The organism is Herbaspirillum sp. ST 5-3, from assembly GCF_004804275.1.
Lineage (GTDB): Bacteria > Pseudomonadota > Gammaproteobacteria > Burkholderiales > Burkholderiaceae_D > Noviherbaspirillum.
This window is the reverse complement of the sequence record NZ_STGI01000002.1, coordinates 652,209-668,943: the sequence shown is the minus strand read 5'-3', so window position 1 is coordinate 668,943 and position 16,735 is coordinate 652,209. Positions and strand designations below refer to the sequence as shown.

Here is a 16,735-nt window from a genome sequence, read left to right as displayed (position 1 = left end):
AGCCCCGGTGATCAAGCTTCGGACAACCGATGGTCATCCGCATCGGACAAGGATCGGCTCCGTTGGCAATCCTCCAGCAGGGCGCGGTAAAGGGAGAGCAATTTCGCTTCCTCACGGTCCCATCGATATTTTTCCGCAGTCGCGCGCCGCCCGTTGGCGCCCATGCGAATCACGTCTTCGGGATGCGTGCGCAGATGTCGGATGGCAGCGGCGATGGCCTCCGGCCTTGTGTGGTCGACACATATGCCGCACTGGTTACCTTCGATAAATTCTCGCCACAGCGGAAAATCGGATGCAATGACCGGCACCCCGGCCGACATGTATTCAAACATCTTGATCGGCTGCGCATTGATGAAATTCGGCACCGGATGGAAGATGACCATGCCGGCAAAGCTTTGCGCCATGATGTCGGCTACGCCCTTGCGGTCGACCACGCCGCATTCCCGGACATGCCGCCAGCCGTCATAGCCCGTCACCTCGTCCCGCAACTGGCCGGCTTGGAAGTCGCCGGCAAGCAGCAGTTCCTCATCGCTCAGGCCGATCGCTTTCACCATTTCCTGTATGCCACGATGCTTGTGAATGTTGCCGACATAGCAGACGCTGGTGCGCTGGTTGATATTGACTTCCCGTGCCGGCGGCAACTCGTGCAGCAGCGGGAAGTTGTTGACCACCACGACACGTTTTGCGAGGCACACGAACAGCGATCCGATGAATGGCGTCGCCGCCACCACCGCGGAGAACCGACGTGCGCCGAAATCCTGCACCGCGCCGGCAATGGCCGCCACGGCGCGCCGCGCGCGTACCGGCACCCAGTCCTTGGCATGGATGTCGCCGACGAGATCTTCATGCGCATCGAAAATCACCTTTTTCCCGGCCCGCGCAAGCATGACGCCATATGGGATCAGTTCCGGGTCATGGAAGTGGTACAGATGGGCATCGAGTTCACGCGCCGTCTGGTAGCAACGCCGGGTGTGTGCAATCATGCGCGACAGCCTGCCTCCCCCCATGTCAGGTGCGACCGGATGGACCGTCACCCCATGCGTGGCGGCTTCGGCGATATCGGCGGCACTGGCGTCGATCACAAGGTGAGTGTCGTAGCCTGCGTTCGCGAGCGATATGCACTCCTTGCGGAAAATCCGGATATCCAGCCCTCTATGGACCGACGAAATATGACAAATCTTTTTCATGATGGGTTTTTTCCATGTGATCGACGACGGGTGGCCTGACAGGCTTGGCAAGCCATGCGAGCATCAAGGCTTCGCACAGCAGATTGCTGTCCGCAGCGAGCGATGCGTCGGACAGCAGGTGGTCAAGATCGGCATCGGGGCGCAGATGGCTGGAAAGCGCAGCGCGCTGATCGAATATCTGCGCGCGCAGGCTCGCCCCCATGCCCTCGGACAGCCAGGCCTGCGTCACGTCGAAGCCCCGCTTCAAGCGGTTCAGGCGGATGAAATCCGGCACGGCTTGTGCGCTCGCTTCGCGGAGCGCCCACTTGCCGAAACCCTTGTGCAGCTTCAGACGCGCTGGCAATGCCAGCGCCAGTTCGACGAGGCGATAGTCCATGAAGGGAAGACGGCTTTCGACGCCGTATCCCATCGAATTGCGATCCTCATAGCGCAGCAGGGTCGGCAAGCTCCACTGCTGCACATCGTCGATCTGGCGCGCCGTCAGGCCGGGGCTGCCCAGCAGGTTTTCGCTGGGCGGCTTCCAGTCAAGCAGACGGAAGGTACATCCTGTCTTTCCCCAATAACGATGCCGATTTTCCCAATAGAGACGCGCGTGGCTTCCTTCATGCATCAGCATCAGGCCGAAGGAATAAAGCAGGCGCAATATGCTTGTCGGCTGGCGCGCGTGCAGTGCTTCGCGCAGAGCGACGATGAAAAATTTCCGGTAGCCGGCGAATACTTCGTCCGCCCCTTGCCCGCCGAGCAGCACCTTGTATCCCGCCATGCGCACGGCGCGGAATACCTCGTTCTGCGCAATCGGACTCAGGCCGGAAAACGGCGCTTCCTGCCAGGCCATCGTACGTTCGAGCGCCGCACCCAGCGTCGCGGCGCCCGACTCCGGCCATACGTAGCGCACGTCGATGTCCAGCATTCCAGCAAATTCCTGCACCTGCGGCCCTTCCGATGCCGCTGCCGACGGTGATCCGTAGGTGAATCCGGCGAGTTTTTTCACCTTCCGGGCCGCCAACGCGGCAATCGTCGAAGAATCCAGCCCGCCACTGAGGGATACGGCAACCGGAACGTCGCTGCGCAAGCGCAAACGGACCGCGCTTTCCAGCAGATGCCGGCAGCGATCGACCAGTTCGTCATGGCTGCTGCGCAGGATGGTCTGTCCGCATGCGTCGACAGCGCTTTTCAGGTCGTACCACCGACCCTCCTCGATCGCCACCGCGCTGTCGGACACCTGGAACCTGATCCAGCCTCCGGCCGGCACCGACCTGACATGCCGGAACGGCGACCCCGACTGCGCGGTCTCGAAGACCTTGTAGCGCACGCCGCGCGCGCAATAATCGAGATCCACCTCGTCGCCGGCCTGGGCGGCGATCCCGGCCACGGAGGAGGAAAACGCGATTCCTCCATCCGGCATCCTGCCCCAGCACAGGGGTTTCACGCCGAACCGATCCCGCACCAGCCACAATTGGCCAGAAGGACAATGCAGCGCGGCAAAGGCGAACATGCCGTTAAAACGCGGCAAGGCATCCGGCCCCCATTGCGCCCATGCCTTGAGCACGACTTCACTGTCGCTGCCTGACCGGAAAGTCCAGCCGATGCGCTGCAAGTCGTCGCGCAGCTCGACGTAGTTGTAGATTTCGCCGTTATACGCAATCCACCAGTCGGAAACGGAATCATGCATGGGTTGATGGCCGAGATCGGACAGGTCGATGACCGAAAGGCGGCTGTGCGCCAAGCCTATCGTATGCCCGCGGCAGGCGAAGGTCTTCGCATCACGGCTATCCGGTCCGCGACGCAGGATGGCCGGCAGGTCTTCGGACAGCATCTCGTCGGCGCGCGCAGCTCCCTTGCGAATCTTTCCTGCAATTCCACACATGAAGGATGACTCCAGGCATTGTGATGTTCAGCGACCGGCCGCGTGCAGCACGGCAGCCGCGACACGCTCCAACGAAGCGTCGTCCATGTACGGCCCCATCGGCAGGCTCATTACGCTGCGTGCCATTTCCTCTGCGACGGGAATATGCGCGGACGGGCCATGCTTCGCATACGCGGGTTGCATGGGAATCGGCACCGGATAATGGACCGCCACCGGAATGTTGCGTTCCCTGAGCTCGGCCTGTACCTCGGCGCGGTTGGCGACCTTGATCGTGTACTGAGCGAACACGCTGGCGCAGCCGGGCCGCTGGCGCACCACGTCGATGCGCCCGTCGAACAGTTCGTCGTAGCGCGCGGCGATCCGGCGCCGTTGCGCCAGTTCCCAGTCGAAGCGCTCCAGCTTCGCCAGCACGATCGCGCATTGCAGCGTATCCATGCGCCCGCCCACGCCCACGCGGGTGTGCACATAGCGGCCGGATTGCCCGTGAATCCGGATTTCGCGCATCGCCTGCGCCAATGTCGCGTCGCTGGTGAAAATTGCGCCGCCGTCGCCATAGCAACCGAGCGGTTTGCTGGGAAAGAAGCTGGTGCACCCGATGGTGGACAGGCTGCAGCTCTTCCGACCCTTGTATGTCGCTCCGAAACTTTGGGCGCCGTCCTCGATCACGAACAGCCCGTGCCGTTTGGCGACGGCATTGATCTGGTCCATGTCCGCCGGCTGGCCATACAGGGACACCGGAAGGATTGCGCGCGTGCGCGGCGTGATCTTTTCCTCGATCAGGGCGGCATTGATGTTGCAGGTGTCAGGTTCGATATCGACGAACACCGGGATCGCCCCCAGCAGGACGATGACTTCCGCCGTGGCGATGAAGGAGAACGGCGTGGTGATCACTTCGTCACCCGGCTCGATGCCGATGGCCATCAGCGCGATCAGCAGCGCTTCCGTTCCGGATGCGACCGTGACGCAATCGCTTGCGCCGGTGTATTCAGCCAGGTGCGCTTCCAGTTCCTGCACTTCCGGCCCCATGATGTAGTTGCCGTGGTCGAGCACCGTCTGCATCCGCGCATGGATCTGCGGTCGCAACGCCTGGTATTGACTCTTGAGGTCGATGAATTCCATTTTCCCGGCGCTCTGCCCCGCCGGCGCGGCCTGCTCCGCAAGCGCGCACACGCCGTTCTTCAGCACATAACGTTCCCCCGTATGCGGGCAGGTGGTTTCTGCATCGCCGCGCAGCGGGAGGTCCAGGCGCTCGCCAAAACGGCTCATCCAGCCGATCTGCCGGGCGGGGACGCCGGCCATCAGCGCAAAATCGGGCACGTCGCGATTGACCACGGCGCCGGCCGCGACAAATGCATATTGCCCCACGGTGGTGCCGCACACGATGGTCGAATTGGCGCCGAGCGTGGCACCGCGCCTGACCAGCGTCGGGCGGTACTGGTCCTTGCGTGGTATGGCTGACCGCGGGTTGTAGACGTTGGTGAACACCATGCTCGGCCCGCAGAAGGCGTCGTCCTGGATCGTGACCGCGTCATACACCGAGACATTGTTCTGGATCCTGACGTTATTCCCGATCACCACCTCGTTGCCGACAAACACGTTCTGTCCAAGCGAACAACCGCGGCCGACGCGGGCGCCGCCGCACACATGCGCGAAATGCCAGACGCGCGTGCCCTCGCCGAGGATTGCGCCCTCGTCCACGATGGCGCTGGGATGGATGGCCTGCTGCATGTCAGTATTCCATCGGCAAGGCGATGCGCTTGCCGTCGCGCGCGGACAGGTAGGTAGCGATCAGCACCTCCAGCGTTTTCAGGCCCTCGCGGCCATCGGTTTCCGGCTCCGCATCGCCACGCAGCACCTTGATCACATTGTCGTAGTACTTCGCATGGCCGAATCCGTACACCGAGCCGGTTTCGTAGCTTGCCGCCTTTACTTTGTCATCATCGTCGCCGTGGTCGGCGAATTCCCAGTGCTGCACTTCGTTGAGCGCGACACCGCCGATGCGTACCGTGCCGCGTTCGCCGAGCACCGTGATGCTGCCTTCCAGGTTCTTCGGATAGGTCAGCATGGTGACGTTCACCGACCCCAGCGCGCCGTTGCGCCAGCGCAGGCTCAGTACGCCGGTATCCTCGACCTCGATATTGCGCTGCAGGGTTGCGGTGTAGGCGTGCAGGCTCTCCACCGGCCCGACCAGCCACTCGACCAGGTCGACATAATGGCTCGCCTGGTTCATGAAGGCGCCGCCGTCGTATTCCCAGGTGCCGCGCCACTTGGCGCTGTCGTAATATTCCTGCGGCCGCGTCCAGAAAACGTTGAGGTTGACCATATTGATCTTGCCAAAGCGCTTTCCTTCGATCGCCTTCTTCAGCAATTGCAAGGTTGTGTTGTGCCGGTTCTGCTTGACGACGAACAGACGCACGCGCGCCTCGTCACAGGCGGCGACCATGCGCTTGCCGTCCTCCCAGCGCGTGGCCATCGGTTTCTCGGTGATCACATGGCGCCCTGCCTGGGCGACCTGGATCGCCTGCGAAGAGTGCAGGCCGGAGGGCGTGGCCAGCACGAACACGTCTGCCTTGCAGTCGGCCAGCATGACATCCAGGCTGCGGTAGGCCTTCACGTCCGTCGCATCGACAGCGGCCTCCAACGCCCGCGGGTCCACGTCGCACACGCCGATCAGCTCGCAGCTGTCTTCATGCTGTCGTATGGCGGCGATATGGTTCTTCGAGATGCGTCCGCAGCCGACCAGTCCGAAGCGGATCTTTCGGTCCTCGTACCTGTTGCTGTATGCAGGGGGAAACTGATTCATCACTTTATCCTTCCATCATCATGACTTGATCACATTCGGCAGCCGCTCGAGGTACACGCCGCGCGTATCCACGATCAGCCTGGCGCGCTTCTGGATGAGTTCATAGTCGAATGCGCTGTGGTCGGTGGCGAGCAGCACCAGGTCGTAGGAGCCGAGCGTCTCGGGCGTCAGACGGACGCTTTCCAGATCGAAATGGTGCTCGCGCATCTTCGGGAATACCGGCACATGGGGATCGGAATAGTCGATGTGCGCGCCCTTCTCGCGCAGCAGTTCCATCAGCTTCACCGACGGCGATTCGCGCGTGTCGTCGACGTTTTTCTTGTACGCCACGCCGAGCACGAGGATCCTGCTGCCCTTGACGGAGCGGCCGTGTTCGTTCAGCGCGCCGGTCACCTTGTTGACGACCCAGTGCGGCATGTCATTGTTGATCTCGCCGGCCAGTTCAATGAAGCGGGTATGCAGGCCATACTGCCGCGCCTTCCATGTCAGATAGAAGGGATCGATCGGAATGCAGTGCCCGCCGACCCCGGCGCTGGGGTAATAGGCAGTGAAGCCGAACGGCTTCGACGCCGCCGCATGGATGACCTCATAGATATCGATGCCCATGCGGTCGGCGATGATTTTCATTTCATTGACCAGGCCGATGTTGACCGAGCGGTGAATGTTCTCCAGCAGCTTGGTCAGTTCCGCCGCCCTTGTCGAGCTGACCGGAACCACCTTGTCCACAGCCGCGCTATAGAGCGCGACGCCGGCCTCCCGGCATGCCGGGGTGACGCCTCCGCACACCTTGGGAATCGAGCGGGTATTGAATTTCGGGTTGCCCGGGTCTTCGCGCTCAGGAGAAAACACGAGAAACACTTCCTCCCCGATCTTGAATCCGCGCGCCTCGATACGCGGCTTGAGCTCTTCCTCCGTGGTGCCGGGATAAGTCGTACTTTCCAGCGACAGGACCTGCCCGATGCGCATGTAAGGCACCAGGGTATCCGCCGTATTCAGGATGAAGCTCAGGTCCGGCTCGCGGAAAGCATTGAGCGGCGTCGGGACGCAGATGATGAGGGCATCCGGCTCCGCCGCGCGCGAAAATTCGGCAGTCGCTTCGAACCCCCTCTCCGATGCTTCCCTGATCGACTTGGTGGTGATGTGCTCGATATAGCTGTCACCGTCGTTCAGCCTGCGGACCTTGTCGTGGTCGACATCAAAGCCGATCACTTTGAACCCGGCATAGGCATAACGCAATGCAAGCGGCAATCCGACATAGCCAAGGCCGACAATGCCGATCACGGCCGATCGGTTTTCGAATCTGGAAACGAGCTGTTCAAGGAGTCTCATGTCATTGGCGCAAACGAAAGTTGAGTGACTGGGCAATCAGGCAAGACTGCCGGGGTTGGGCAGGCGCGGATCGAGTCCGGCCTACCTGAAATTCTCGACAAGCGACAGGGTCCGCAGCCGTGATGTCGACGCCAATGCGCCGGTCAATGCCCTGATGTCTTCCGGCATGCCCTCGTCATTCGTCCTCGGCGTGTACTCCCGGACCAGTTTCTGCAGGAGGAAACGGATCATGTTCCTGTCATTGGTCGTGCATGCCACCATCAGGTAAATGAGCTGCTGGTTGAGTTCTTCGGGATCGATCACGTATTCCGTCGTCGTCATGATGCGCGGGTGCTTGCTGCGTACGGCGTCCGATGCGGTAAACAGTTCTTCATACAGTTTTTCCCCCGGACGCAAGCCAACAAACCGGATCTCGATATCGCCGCGGCTGTTCTTTTCATTTCTCTCGCTCAGCCCGCTCATGGCGATCATGGTGCGCGCCAGATCCACTATCCTCACCGGTTCGCCCATATCCATCGCAAACACATCACCGCCGGTCGCCATGGCGCCTGCCTGCATCACGAGCTGGGCTGCCTCCGGGATCGACATGAAGTAGCGGACGATATCAGGATGGGTAATGGTGATCGGACCGCCGCACTCGATCTGCTTTCGGAATAAAGGGACTACCGATCCGGAGGATCCCAGCACATTGCCGAAGCGCACCATGCAGAACTTCGTGCCGGTGGCAGCCTTGAGTGCCGCGGCCTGGAAGATCAGTTCGGCGACGCGCTTGCTGGCGCCCATCACGCTGGTGGGACGCACCGCCTTGTCGCTCGATATCAGCACGCAGGTCTGGACATGGAGCTTGTGGGCCGCGTTGGCGACGACCTGGGCGCTCATTACATTGTTGCGCACTCCCTCGGCCATGTTGCTTTCCACGAGCGGCACATGCTTGTAGGCCGCTGCATGGTAGATCGTATTGATTTCGTGTTCATCGATGATGCGTTCCACCAGCCCGGCGTCGCATGCCGAGCCAAGATGGCTGACGATGCAGCCGTCCGGGAAGCGCGCTTGGAGTTCGGACTCGATGCTGTAGAGCGCGTATTCGGAATGATCCAGCACATGCAGTGCGCGCGGCGCCAGAGTGATGATCTGACGACACAGCTCGCTGCCGATGGAGCCGCCGCCGCCCGTCACGAGCACGTTCTTGCCCCGCACGCATCTGGCGAACAGATCGGGATCGGGCCGGATCGGCTCGCGGCCGAGCAGGTCGTCGACCTTCAGGTCACGGATGGAGCGCGTCGAAATCGCGTTGTCCGCCAGCTCCATCAGGCTGCACAGGATTTTCACCCGCGCGTTCGACCGGTTGGCGCGATACATGATTTCCCTGCGCTGCTCGGCCGTCGCGGAAGGAATCGCGATGACAATCAGGCCGATGCGCCGCTGATTTGCAATCTCAACCAGGCGCTCCGAGTGGAACACCTTCAGACCGGCCACGTTGCGCTGATCGAGCGAGCGCTTGTCGTCGAAAAAGCAGACCGGCAGATAGCGGCCGTTGACGCGCATGGCACGCGCCAGCTTGGAGCCCGCTTCACCCGCGCCATAGATTCCCACCAGGCATTCCGGCTTCATGCGTGCGGCCGGGTTGCTGTTGCGCAGGAAGGCGCGCGCCACCAGCCGCGACGTGACAACATAGGAAAACGCCGTGAACCAGTAGATCATCAGCGCGTTGTGCGGCAGGCCGCGATAATCCAGCAGGCGCAGCAGCATATAGGTGAACAGGATGGCAAGGGCGAGCCCGAATCCGGTCGCAGTCAACAGCCGCTGGTCGATGAAGCGGACGACCGCGCCATACAGGCCGGTCATCGCGAACACGCTGATGGTGATCAGAGGGATCAGGATATACGGAGCGATGCCATAGTCCGCGATCGCCCCTGCGTAGCCGATGCGGAGCAGCATCGCGACGAGGAAGCAGAGTGGAAGGGAAACCAGGTCGGCGGCTATCATCAGCGCTACCTTGCTGCGTCTCGACATGGACACCAATGCCAATCCGAAGCGATAGGCAAGCGTCTGGCTTGTTTCCAACCGAATCTCCCTCGCACATTGATGCGTATTGATGAACAAAACTCCATCATCCCTGCCGTCGAAACGACACCTTTACTGTAACGTTCGAGTGACGAAAAAATAAGTATTTAATTTCGATCGATTTATTGGATAAGCCGCCTTGCTGATCCATTTTTTCGATGCGCGGCACGCGCAACCATCAGATGCAGGCGAGCCGATGGCATGCGCCGCGCGCAGGCGCTGCCAATTGAAATTTGCGATCAGTAGGTCGTGTGGAATGGCGCGTCAGGCGGACAGCGGCATGATGCCCGGCTGCGGGCGTGCGGAAGATGGATGACCTTGCCAGGACGATCGGCTGCAGCAGTAATGCGAATATCTGCCAAGCGCGGCGGCAATGAGGACGTCAGTGAAATTCTTTGCGGTCAAAAGCAAAAGTATCGTGACGAACAGCAGCGCGAACGTCAGCACAAATTCATCCGATCGCGCTTTCCTGTCCTGCGTTGCCATGTCGGCACACACGCGATACATCGGCACCAGCATCAGGCCGGCCAGGAACAGGAAGCCAAACAGGCCGAGGTCGACCCAGGCGGAGAAAATATTATGGATATAGTCGCCGGACCCGCCGAGCGCCACATAACTTCCATAGTCACCCAGCAGGGGATGGTCCGCAATCGTCCCGAGGCCGTGCAGCAGGAGGGAATTGCGCGCTTGCCATGAAGAATCGGCGGACAAGTCCAGCATTTCCAGCGTTCTATTGTTCGGCAGGCTGGCAATCAGTTCATCGAAGTAAAGTGCACACAGCGAGATCACGACACCCGCGAATACAAGGATCAGCCACCGATACCTCGCATAGAAGACTTCGATCAGGAGTACTGTGATCGCCAAGGCGACGAGTTCGCTGCGCGCGCCGTTCATGAACAACGCCGGAATGCAGAGCGCGTAAATCAGCATGCGCAGCGGAATGCTGTTCGTGAATGCCGCCACTGCCAGTGCCGTCAGGAAGTAGGATCGCGCGAATCCCTGGTAGGACGCAAGGCTTTCCGTGTCGCCCAGCGCACTGTCCTGTTTGAGGTAGAACATGCCGTCGACCGACAGATAGAACACCAGCACCGTCATGGCAATCAAGGACACAAAGGCAGCCCATCTGACAAGGCTGGCACGGAAGTCGGCCATCTTGAAGACGATGAAGACGACGGCAAACTGGAGAATCGCAAGAAGGTGGTCCTTGACGACATCCTGGTCGGCCCCGCCGGCAGCATTGAATGCAACGACCAAGAGAAAATACAGGAGATAAAGAAAGAAGAAGATGTCGAAGCGCGGCAGGTAACGCAAGTCCTTCATGACTTCGATCAGATAGAGACCGAACAGGAACGGCGCGAACGCCAGCGCAACCCATGAAAAATATCCGCCCAGCACGGGACCGATCATTCCGGTGCCCAGGGCTGAATGGTAAAAGAAAAAACAGGGAAACAACGCGAAGAAGGCGAGGTGCGCCATGCTCCGGCTGACTGAACTGAACATCACTCTTGTCATGTTGATCGCAGGTGGCCGCAGCGGCCCAAGCGTCTGTTTGAAAAATCGTCGAGCACTGCAGTTTTTCAAGCAGGCTCCAAGTCCGCAGTCTGTGCAGAAGATAGTCTTCACGGCTTGAGCTTTTTCAAACATCGATGCGACGCACGGAATGCATCGAAAAAACTGCTCAGATCCGACGCGTTTGCGGCCGACGCATCAATATCTTGTATTTTTTATTTTTCACGGCCTTCGCTAGACTGGGCACGGGGCTGCGCTTCAGTATGCATTCGCATGGGAAGCGCTTTTTCCGTGTCGCCTTTATCCACGCACGTGCCGGCTGAAAATTGAGAATCTTTCGACCTTACGCTTTTTGTTTCCTCGCGGTTTTCTGGACAGGTGCAAGCGGCCAGCAGGTCGCGACACCGCATTCCGGATTTGCATGCGGTTCAAGCGTCGAGGCCGAGGCATGGGCTTTGTGGGATGCGGACGTGCGCGCCTACCTGCAACAGCACCTGCTGCGTGATCGCCTGCTGGGGCAAGGCGATGTGTACGCGCTCTACGATTTCCAGACCTTCACCCACAACGCGGTATCGATGGCGCGGCGCTGCGGCCGCGTCGATCGCCTTTCCGACATTGCGGCGCTGGTCGATGATGCCTACAAGGCCATGGAACCAGGAACAATGCTGTCACCGGGCCGGAAATGGATATGTCGCGGCGGCACCATTTGCACGGAAAAAAACCGTCTTCTCAACACGGAAGTGATGCTCACCAGCGTGCAGTTTCTCGGCCTCGCGTCCTCGCTTGCCAACGCGCTGGCAACCTCCGGCCGTCCCTTGGGAAACACGGATCGCGCCTTCGTACATGACACCGCCAAAATCGCTGCCGAACATCTGCTGCGATGGGGAAACGACGCGGCGATCAAGTACATGGAGGTCAATGCCCGCGCGCGTCCGGACCAGGTCAAGGACGGCACTTCCGAGCTGTTCTTCACCGACAAGCCCCTTTGGCAGATCACGATCTACGCGGAGCTGGCCGGTATCTTTTATCGCAAGGATCCCTCGCTCGCCACATTGAACGGCACAGTCAACCGCGCCGAGGCCGAGCGCATGCGCAGGCATCTCGGCGCATTGTTGCGCTTCTTCTCGGCACGCGTTTCATATCACGTTCCAGGAAAGCAAGCGCCTGTGCGCGGAAAAGCGGCAGACCTGGACCGCGGCTACTGGCGTCACTATGCCGACGGCCGCTACGCCGCTTACGAAGGCGCGGAGAAGCCGGTGGTGTGTTCACCCGCGGACGATGGGGGCAAGGATGTCAGGCCGCATGTGCGGGTGACGGCCGAATCGGTGCCGCGCCGCAAGGACACCGGCTGGGATATCAGCCACGCACGGCGCCTGGTGCATGCATTCGATGCGCTCGAACGCAACCGTGCGGCGGTGAAGGCGGTCTATGCGCTGGACGACAGGCAATTGCCGCCGGCCGGCCTTGTCAACGCATTTGCCAACACGCTGGTCGCCGATATCTGGAACGGCGACACCGAGCGCCCGCTGTTCTCCAATTACTGGTCAGGCGCGAACGGCTGGTATCGCGTTGCCTATGATAATGGCACCGGCCAGTGCGTCGAAGGAACGCCGCCCTTTGGATTGAGCGATGCCTTTCCCACCGGCGGCTATGTGACCTGGGCGCGCTACAACCCGGCCATCGGGGCGCTCGGGAAAAATCTCTACGCATTGACGAACCGCTCCGACCCGGACGCCCGGTCCTTCGTCGATCATTACTATCGATCGCTGGGGCCGACGGCGAGCGCGCCGGCACGCATGCTGTCGCGATTCATGTTCGTGTCGTCGCTGGCCGGAAGCGTGGGCAAATGACAAACCACCCAGGCCGGCCATTCCGGGAGAGTGCTGCATGAAACAGGTATGGATCCTCAATCACTACGCGCTCGAGCCCAACAGCGCGGGCGGGACGCGCCACTTCGACCTCGCCGCGAACCTGCGCGAGCATGGCTGGCAGGCGACGATCATTGCGGCCAGCGTCGAGCATCCGACCGGCCGGCAGCGCCTCGCGCCAGATGAACGGCAGCGCCACGAGTGTCTCTCCGGCATTCCCTTCCTGTGGATACGTACCCCGGAATACAAGGGCAACGGCCTATCCCGCATCCTCAACATGTTTGCCTACACCTGGCGCGTGCTGCTGCCCGCCTCCGTGCGCGGGCTTGCCCCACCCGATATTGTGGTCGGCTCCAGCGTGCACCCGCTGGCGGCACTGGCCGGGCTGGTCCTGGCGCGGCGCCATGGCGTCCCGTTCATCTTCGAGGTGCGCGACCTCTGGCCGCAAACGCTCATCGATTTCGGAAAGCTGCGCGAGCGGAGCATGACTGCATGGATGCTGCGCCGACTCGAGAGCTGGCTGTATCGGCGCGCGGCGCGCATCGTGGTCTTGCTGCCCTACGCCGGCGACTACATCGCATCGATGGGCATTTCCCGGGAGAAGGTCGTCTGGATTCCGAATGGCGTCGAATTGTCCGCCTTCCGGGAGAGCACCGGCATGTCGCGGCCGGGACCGGTGGCGGCTTTTGACCTGATGTATTTTGGTTCACATGGACAGGCCAACGGACTGGAACCGCTGGTGCACGCCATGAAACTCGTGTCCGGTCACGTTCCGAAGGGTGCAGTGCGCCTGCGCATGATCGGCGACGGTCCGCTGAAGCCGCGGCTGATGCAGCTGGCGCAGTCACTCGGCATTGACAACATCTCCTTTGAAGCGGCCGTCCCCAAGCATGCGATCCCCGCGCTCGCCGCCCAGGCCGATGCGTTCGTGATCACGGTGGTCGGCCTGTCGCGCCTGTATCGTTTCGGCATCAGCATGAACAAGCTGTTCGACTATCTGGCTGCGGCACGGCCGGTGATCATCGCCTCCAGCGCCGCCAACAATCCCGTGCGCGATGCCAATGCCGGTCTCACGGTGCCGCCGGATGATCCGGACGCACTGGCGCAAGCCATTCTCACGCTCTACCGCATGTCGCCGCAGGAACGCCTGCACATGGGCGCCGCCGGACGCCGCCATGTGGAAATGCATTACAGCTTCGCCCGCCTGGCCGCACGACTGGCAGTCGCACTCGACGAATGCCTGCCCAGCGCGACGCAAGCCGAAGCAAACGACAGGGTGCACATCGGCTGACGCCCGAGTTATCAATTTCGCCTTCAAACTACTGACTGGAAACCAGGAATGAACATCACGATTATCGGATCCGGCTATGTCGGCCTTGTGACTGGCGCCTGCCTCGCCGAGCTGGGCAACACCGTCTTCTGCTTGGACGTGGATGCACGCAAGGTCGCCATGCTCAACGCCGGCGAGGTGCCAATCTACGAACCGGGACTCAAGGACATCATCGAGCGCAACAGCGCGGCGGGGCGCCTGCTCTTTTCCACCGACGTGAAGGCCGGCGTGGCCCACGGCGATATCCAGTTCATCGCGGTCGGCACGCCGCCGGACGAAGACGGCTCGGCCGACCTGAGCCACGTGCTGGCCGCTGCTCGCAACATCGGCCGTCACATGGACCGGTTCAAGGTCATCGTGAACAAGTCGACCGTGCCGGTCGGCACCGCGCAACGCGTGCGGCAGGCGATCACGGAAGAACTGGCGCAACGCGACCTGCCCCGGCTGGAGTTTGCGGTGGTGTCCAATCCCGAGTTCCTGAAGGAGGGATCGGCGGTGGAGGATTTCATGCATCCGGATCGCATTGTGATCGGCGTGGAAGACAATGCCACCGGGGCGCGCGCGCAAGGCCTCATGCGTGCCGTGTACGCGCCGTTCACGCGCAACCATGAGCGCACCTTTTACATGGACGTCATTTCGGCGGAGCTGACCAAGTACGCCGCCAATGCCATGCTCGCCACCCGCATCAGCTTCATGAACGAACTGGCCAACCTCGCCGACAAGGTGGGCGCGGATATCGAGCTGGTGCGCCAGGGAATCGGCTCCGACCCGCGCATCGGCTACAGCTTCCTGTATGCCGGCACGGGCTATGGCGGATCCTGCTTTCCCAAGGACGTGCAAGCGCTGTCGCGCGTCGCAGCCCGCTTCGGCCATACGCTGAACGTGCTGGATGCGGTCGATGCGGTCAACGACAGCCAGAAGCGGGTACTGGCCGAAAAGATCGTCGACTGCTTCGGCGATGATCTTTCAGGCCGGACCTTTGCCCTGTGGGGTCTCGCGTTCAAGCCGAACACCGATGACATGCGTGAGGCACCGAGCCGTGTCCTGATCCGCGAACTGCTCACGCGCGGCGCGCGTATCCGCGCCCATGACCCCGTGGCGATGCCGGAAGCACAGCACGTGCTCGCGCGGGATTTCGCGGACGCGCCCCGGCTGCTGGAGCATATCTCCTATGTCGGGCGATCCATGGATGCGCTAACCGACGCCGATGCGCTGGTGATCGTGACAGAGTGGAAGGCGTTCCGCAGCCCGGACTTTGCGGCGATCAAGGCCGGGCTCAGGCAACCGCTGATCTTCGACGGCCGCAACCTGTACGACCCCGCACAGATGCGCGAGGCCGGAATCGACTATCGCGCAATCGGCCGCAGTTCGCGCATGCCGTCCCCGCCTTCCCTGCCATCCTGCGAGCCGATCGCGGGCGCGCACAATGCAGCCTGGTCCTGATCCGGAAATTGCCAACCACCATCGCTACCCATACCATGGAAAACATCGCCGTCCCGTTTGCAGACCTGTATACACAATACCTCTCCATCAAGCCTGAAATCGATGCCGCGATCGCCGCGGTAATTCGCGAATCGGCCTTCATCCGCGGCCCGCATGTCGAGACGTTCGAGCAGGAATTCGCGGCGGCGCAGGGCATTCCGCATTGCGTTTCCTGCGGCAACGGCACCGATGCGCTCTACATTGCCATGCATGCACTGGGGGTGCGTCCTGGCGACGAGGTGATCACCTCCGCGCACTCATGGATCGCGACGTCGGAAACCATCACGCAGGCGGGCGGCAAGGTGGTGTTCTGCGACACCGATGCCGACACCTTCACGATCGATCCGGCGCAGGTCGAAGCCCGCATCACGCCGCGCACCGTCGGCATCATTCCGGTGCATCTCTACGGCCAGGCTGCCGACATGGAGCCGATCATGGCGATCGCACGCAAGCACAAGCTGTGGGTGATCGAGGATTGCGCGCAGGCCCACTTCGCCCGTTACCAGGGGCGCATGGTCGGCACCTTCGGCAATGCCGCCACCTTCTCCTTCTATCCGGGCAAGAACCTCGGCGCGATGGGCGATGCCGGCGCAATCGTGACCGCCGATGCCGAACTGGCACGGCAGATGGCAATGTACGCACGGCACGGCGGCTTGTTCAAGGGCGACCATCAGATCGAGGGGATCAACAGCCGGCTGGACGGCATGCAGGCGGCGATCCTGTCGGTGAAGCTGCGGCATCTCGCTGCGTGGACCGATGCGCGCCGCGAGTGGGCCGCCGGCTATCGCAAGGCGCTGCCCGGCACGCCGGACCTGACGGTCCCGCATGCGGCCCCGGGACGGGACCATGTGTTCCATCTGTATGTCGTGCGCCACCGCCTGCGCGACGCGCTGGGGGCGCATCTGCGCGATGCCGGCATCCAGACTGTTGTCAATTACCCGGTTGCACTTCCCTTTCTGCCCGCCTATCGCCACCTCGGGCATCGCCACGAAGATTTTCCGAATGCGTTCGCGAATCAGCAAACGATTCTCTCCTTGCCGCTCTTTCCGGAAATGACGCACGATCAGCATTCACATGTCGTGGCCGAAGTGTCACGCTTTTGCAGGGCGAACGCCTCCTGACGCAATGCAACGCGGCTGCGTCACACGAATGACGCAGCAATTCCGCGCTTCCTGAAGACCCGTGCTGCATCGGCACGGGCTGCTCATGGACTTCATCGCAGCGCATTGCGAACGAAGTTCATGAACCGCATCCCCCTCCACGCATGCATGCCGACGGCGTGTCGCACGCAGCGAT

The 16,735-nt window shown here is 61.6% G+C and carries 11 protein-coding genes and 1 pseudogene; 4 read left to right on the top strand and 8 right to left on the bottom strand.

Annotation, left to right across the window (positions count from 1 at the left end; all coding sequences use genetic code 11):
* Positions 1-11: 11 nt before the first annotated feature.
* The 8 genes and pseudogenes from E6W33_RS06715 to E6W33_RS06685 form a co-directional block, all read right to left on the bottom strand.
* Positions 12-1,187, bottom strand: a complete 1,176-nt coding sequence (locus E6W33_RS06715) for a glycosyltransferase (RefSeq protein ID WP_136415596.1) — start codon at positions 1,185-1,187, stop codon at positions 12-14.
* Positions 1,153-3,054 carry an asparagine synthase (glutamine-hydrolyzing) gene (gene asnB / locus E6W33_RS06710; RefSeq protein WP_136415594.1) on the bottom strand — a complete coding sequence of 634 codons (1,902 nt, stop codon included), beginning with the start codon at positions 3,052-3,054 and terminating at the stop codon, positions 1,153-1,155. The genes E6W33_RS06715 and asnB overlap by 35 nt, the downstream gene beginning before the upstream one ends.
* A gap of 27 nt (positions 3,055-3,081) precedes the next feature.
* Entirely contained in the window at positions 3,082-4,173 is a 1,092-nt protein-coding gene (locus E6W33_RS26960; protein WP_168798557.1) for a DegT/DnrJ/EryC1/StrS family aminotransferase, read from the bottom strand.
* Between the two features lie 36 nt (positions 4,174-4,209).
* Positions 4,210-4,782, bottom strand: a pseudogene (locus E6W33_RS26955) (acyltransferase); the annotation flags it as partial.
* 1 nt (position 4,783) lies between these two features.
* A complete protein-coding gene (locus E6W33_RS06700) occupies positions 4,784-5,857 on the bottom strand; it encodes a Gfo/Idh/MocA family oxidoreductase (protein ID WP_136415590.1) in 1,074 nt (357 codons plus the stop codon).
* A gap of 18 nt (positions 5,858-5,875) precedes the next feature.
* A complete protein-coding gene (locus E6W33_RS06695; RefSeq protein ID WP_136415588.1) occupies positions 5,876-7,186 on the bottom strand; it encodes a nucleotide sugar dehydrogenase in 1,311 nt (436 codons plus the stop codon).
* Positions 7,187-7,267: 81 nt separating this feature from the next.
* Positions 7,268-9,250 (bottom strand): nucleoside-diphosphate sugar epimerase/dehydratase, encoded by a 1,983-nt coding sequence (locus E6W33_RS06690; protein ID WP_247869544.1) that lies wholly within the window; start codon positions 9,248-9,250, stop codon positions 7,268-7,270.
* A 264-nt stretch (positions 9,251-9,514) separates the two neighbouring features.
* Positions 9,515-10,750 carry an O-antigen ligase family protein gene (locus tag E6W33_RS06685; protein WP_136415586.1) on the bottom strand — a complete coding sequence of 412 codons (1,236 nt, stop codon included), beginning with the start codon at positions 10,748-10,750 and terminating at the stop codon, positions 9,515-9,517.
* 479 nt (positions 10,751-11,229) lie between these two features.
* Here E6W33_RS06685 and E6W33_RS06680 point away from each other — a divergent pair, with 479 nt between their 5' ends.
* From E6W33_RS06680 to E6W33_RS06665, 4 genes are read left to right on the top strand one after another with little or no spacing between them, the layout of a single operon-like run.
* Positions 11,230-12,609 carry a hypothetical protein gene (locus tag E6W33_RS06680; protein WP_136415584.1) on the top strand — a complete coding sequence of 460 codons (1,380 nt, stop codon included), beginning with the start codon at positions 11,230-11,232 and terminating at the stop codon, positions 12,607-12,609.
* A gap of 37 nt (positions 12,610-12,646) precedes the next feature.
* Complete coding sequence (locus tag E6W33_RS06675) at positions 12,647-13,918, top strand: glycosyltransferase family 4 protein (RefSeq protein WP_136415582.1); 1,272 nt, start codon at positions 12,647-12,649, stop codon at positions 13,916-13,918.
* Between the two features lie 48 nt (positions 13,919-13,966).
* Positions 13,967-15,400 (top strand): UDP-glucose/GDP-mannose dehydrogenase family protein, encoded by a 1,434-nt coding sequence (locus E6W33_RS06670; protein WP_136415580.1) that lies wholly within the window; start codon positions 13,967-13,969, stop codon positions 15,398-15,400.
* 8 nt (positions 15,401-15,408) lie between these two features.
* Positions 15,409-16,560: a DegT/DnrJ/EryC1/StrS family aminotransferase gene (locus E6W33_RS06665; RefSeq protein WP_211097242.1), complete on the top strand. Its 1,152-nt coding sequence runs from the start codon at positions 15,409-15,411 to the stop codon at positions 16,558-16,560.
* The last annotated feature ends 175 nt before the right edge of the window (positions 16,561-16,735 follow it).

Excerpts from the sequence above, each read along its gene's own strand:
- E6W33_RS06700 (WP_136415590.1), bottom strand. The coding sequence starts at position 5,857 with ATGAATCAGTTTCCCCCTGCATACAGCAACAGGTACGAGGACCGAAAG.
- E6W33_RS06715 (WP_136415596.1), bottom strand. The coding sequence starts at position 1,187 with ATGAAAAAGATTTGTCATATTTCGTCGGTCCATAGAGGGCTGGATATC.
- E6W33_RS06685 (WP_136415586.1), bottom strand. The coding sequence starts at position 10,750 with ATGTTCAGTTCAGTCAGCCGGAGCATGGCGCACCTCGCCTTCTTCGCG.
- asnB (WP_136415594.1), bottom strand. The coding sequence starts at position 3,054 with ATGTGTGGAATTGCAGGAAAGATTCGCAAGGGAGCTGCGCGCGCCGAC.
- E6W33_RS26960 (WP_168798557.1), bottom strand. The coding sequence starts at position 4,173 with ATGGAATTCATCGACCTCAAGAGTCAATACCAGGCGTTGCGACCGCAG.
- E6W33_RS06670 (WP_136415580.1), top strand. The coding sequence starts at position 13,967 with ATGAACATCACGATTATCGGATCCGGCTATGTCGGCCTTGTGACTGGC.
- E6W33_RS06675 (WP_136415582.1), top strand. The coding sequence starts at position 12,647 with ATGAAACAGGTATGGATCCTCAATCACTACGCGCTCGAGCCCAACAGC.
- E6W33_RS06695 (WP_136415588.1), bottom strand. The coding sequence starts at position 7,186 with ATGAGACTCCTTGAACAGCTCGTTTCCAGATTCGAAAACCGATCGGCC.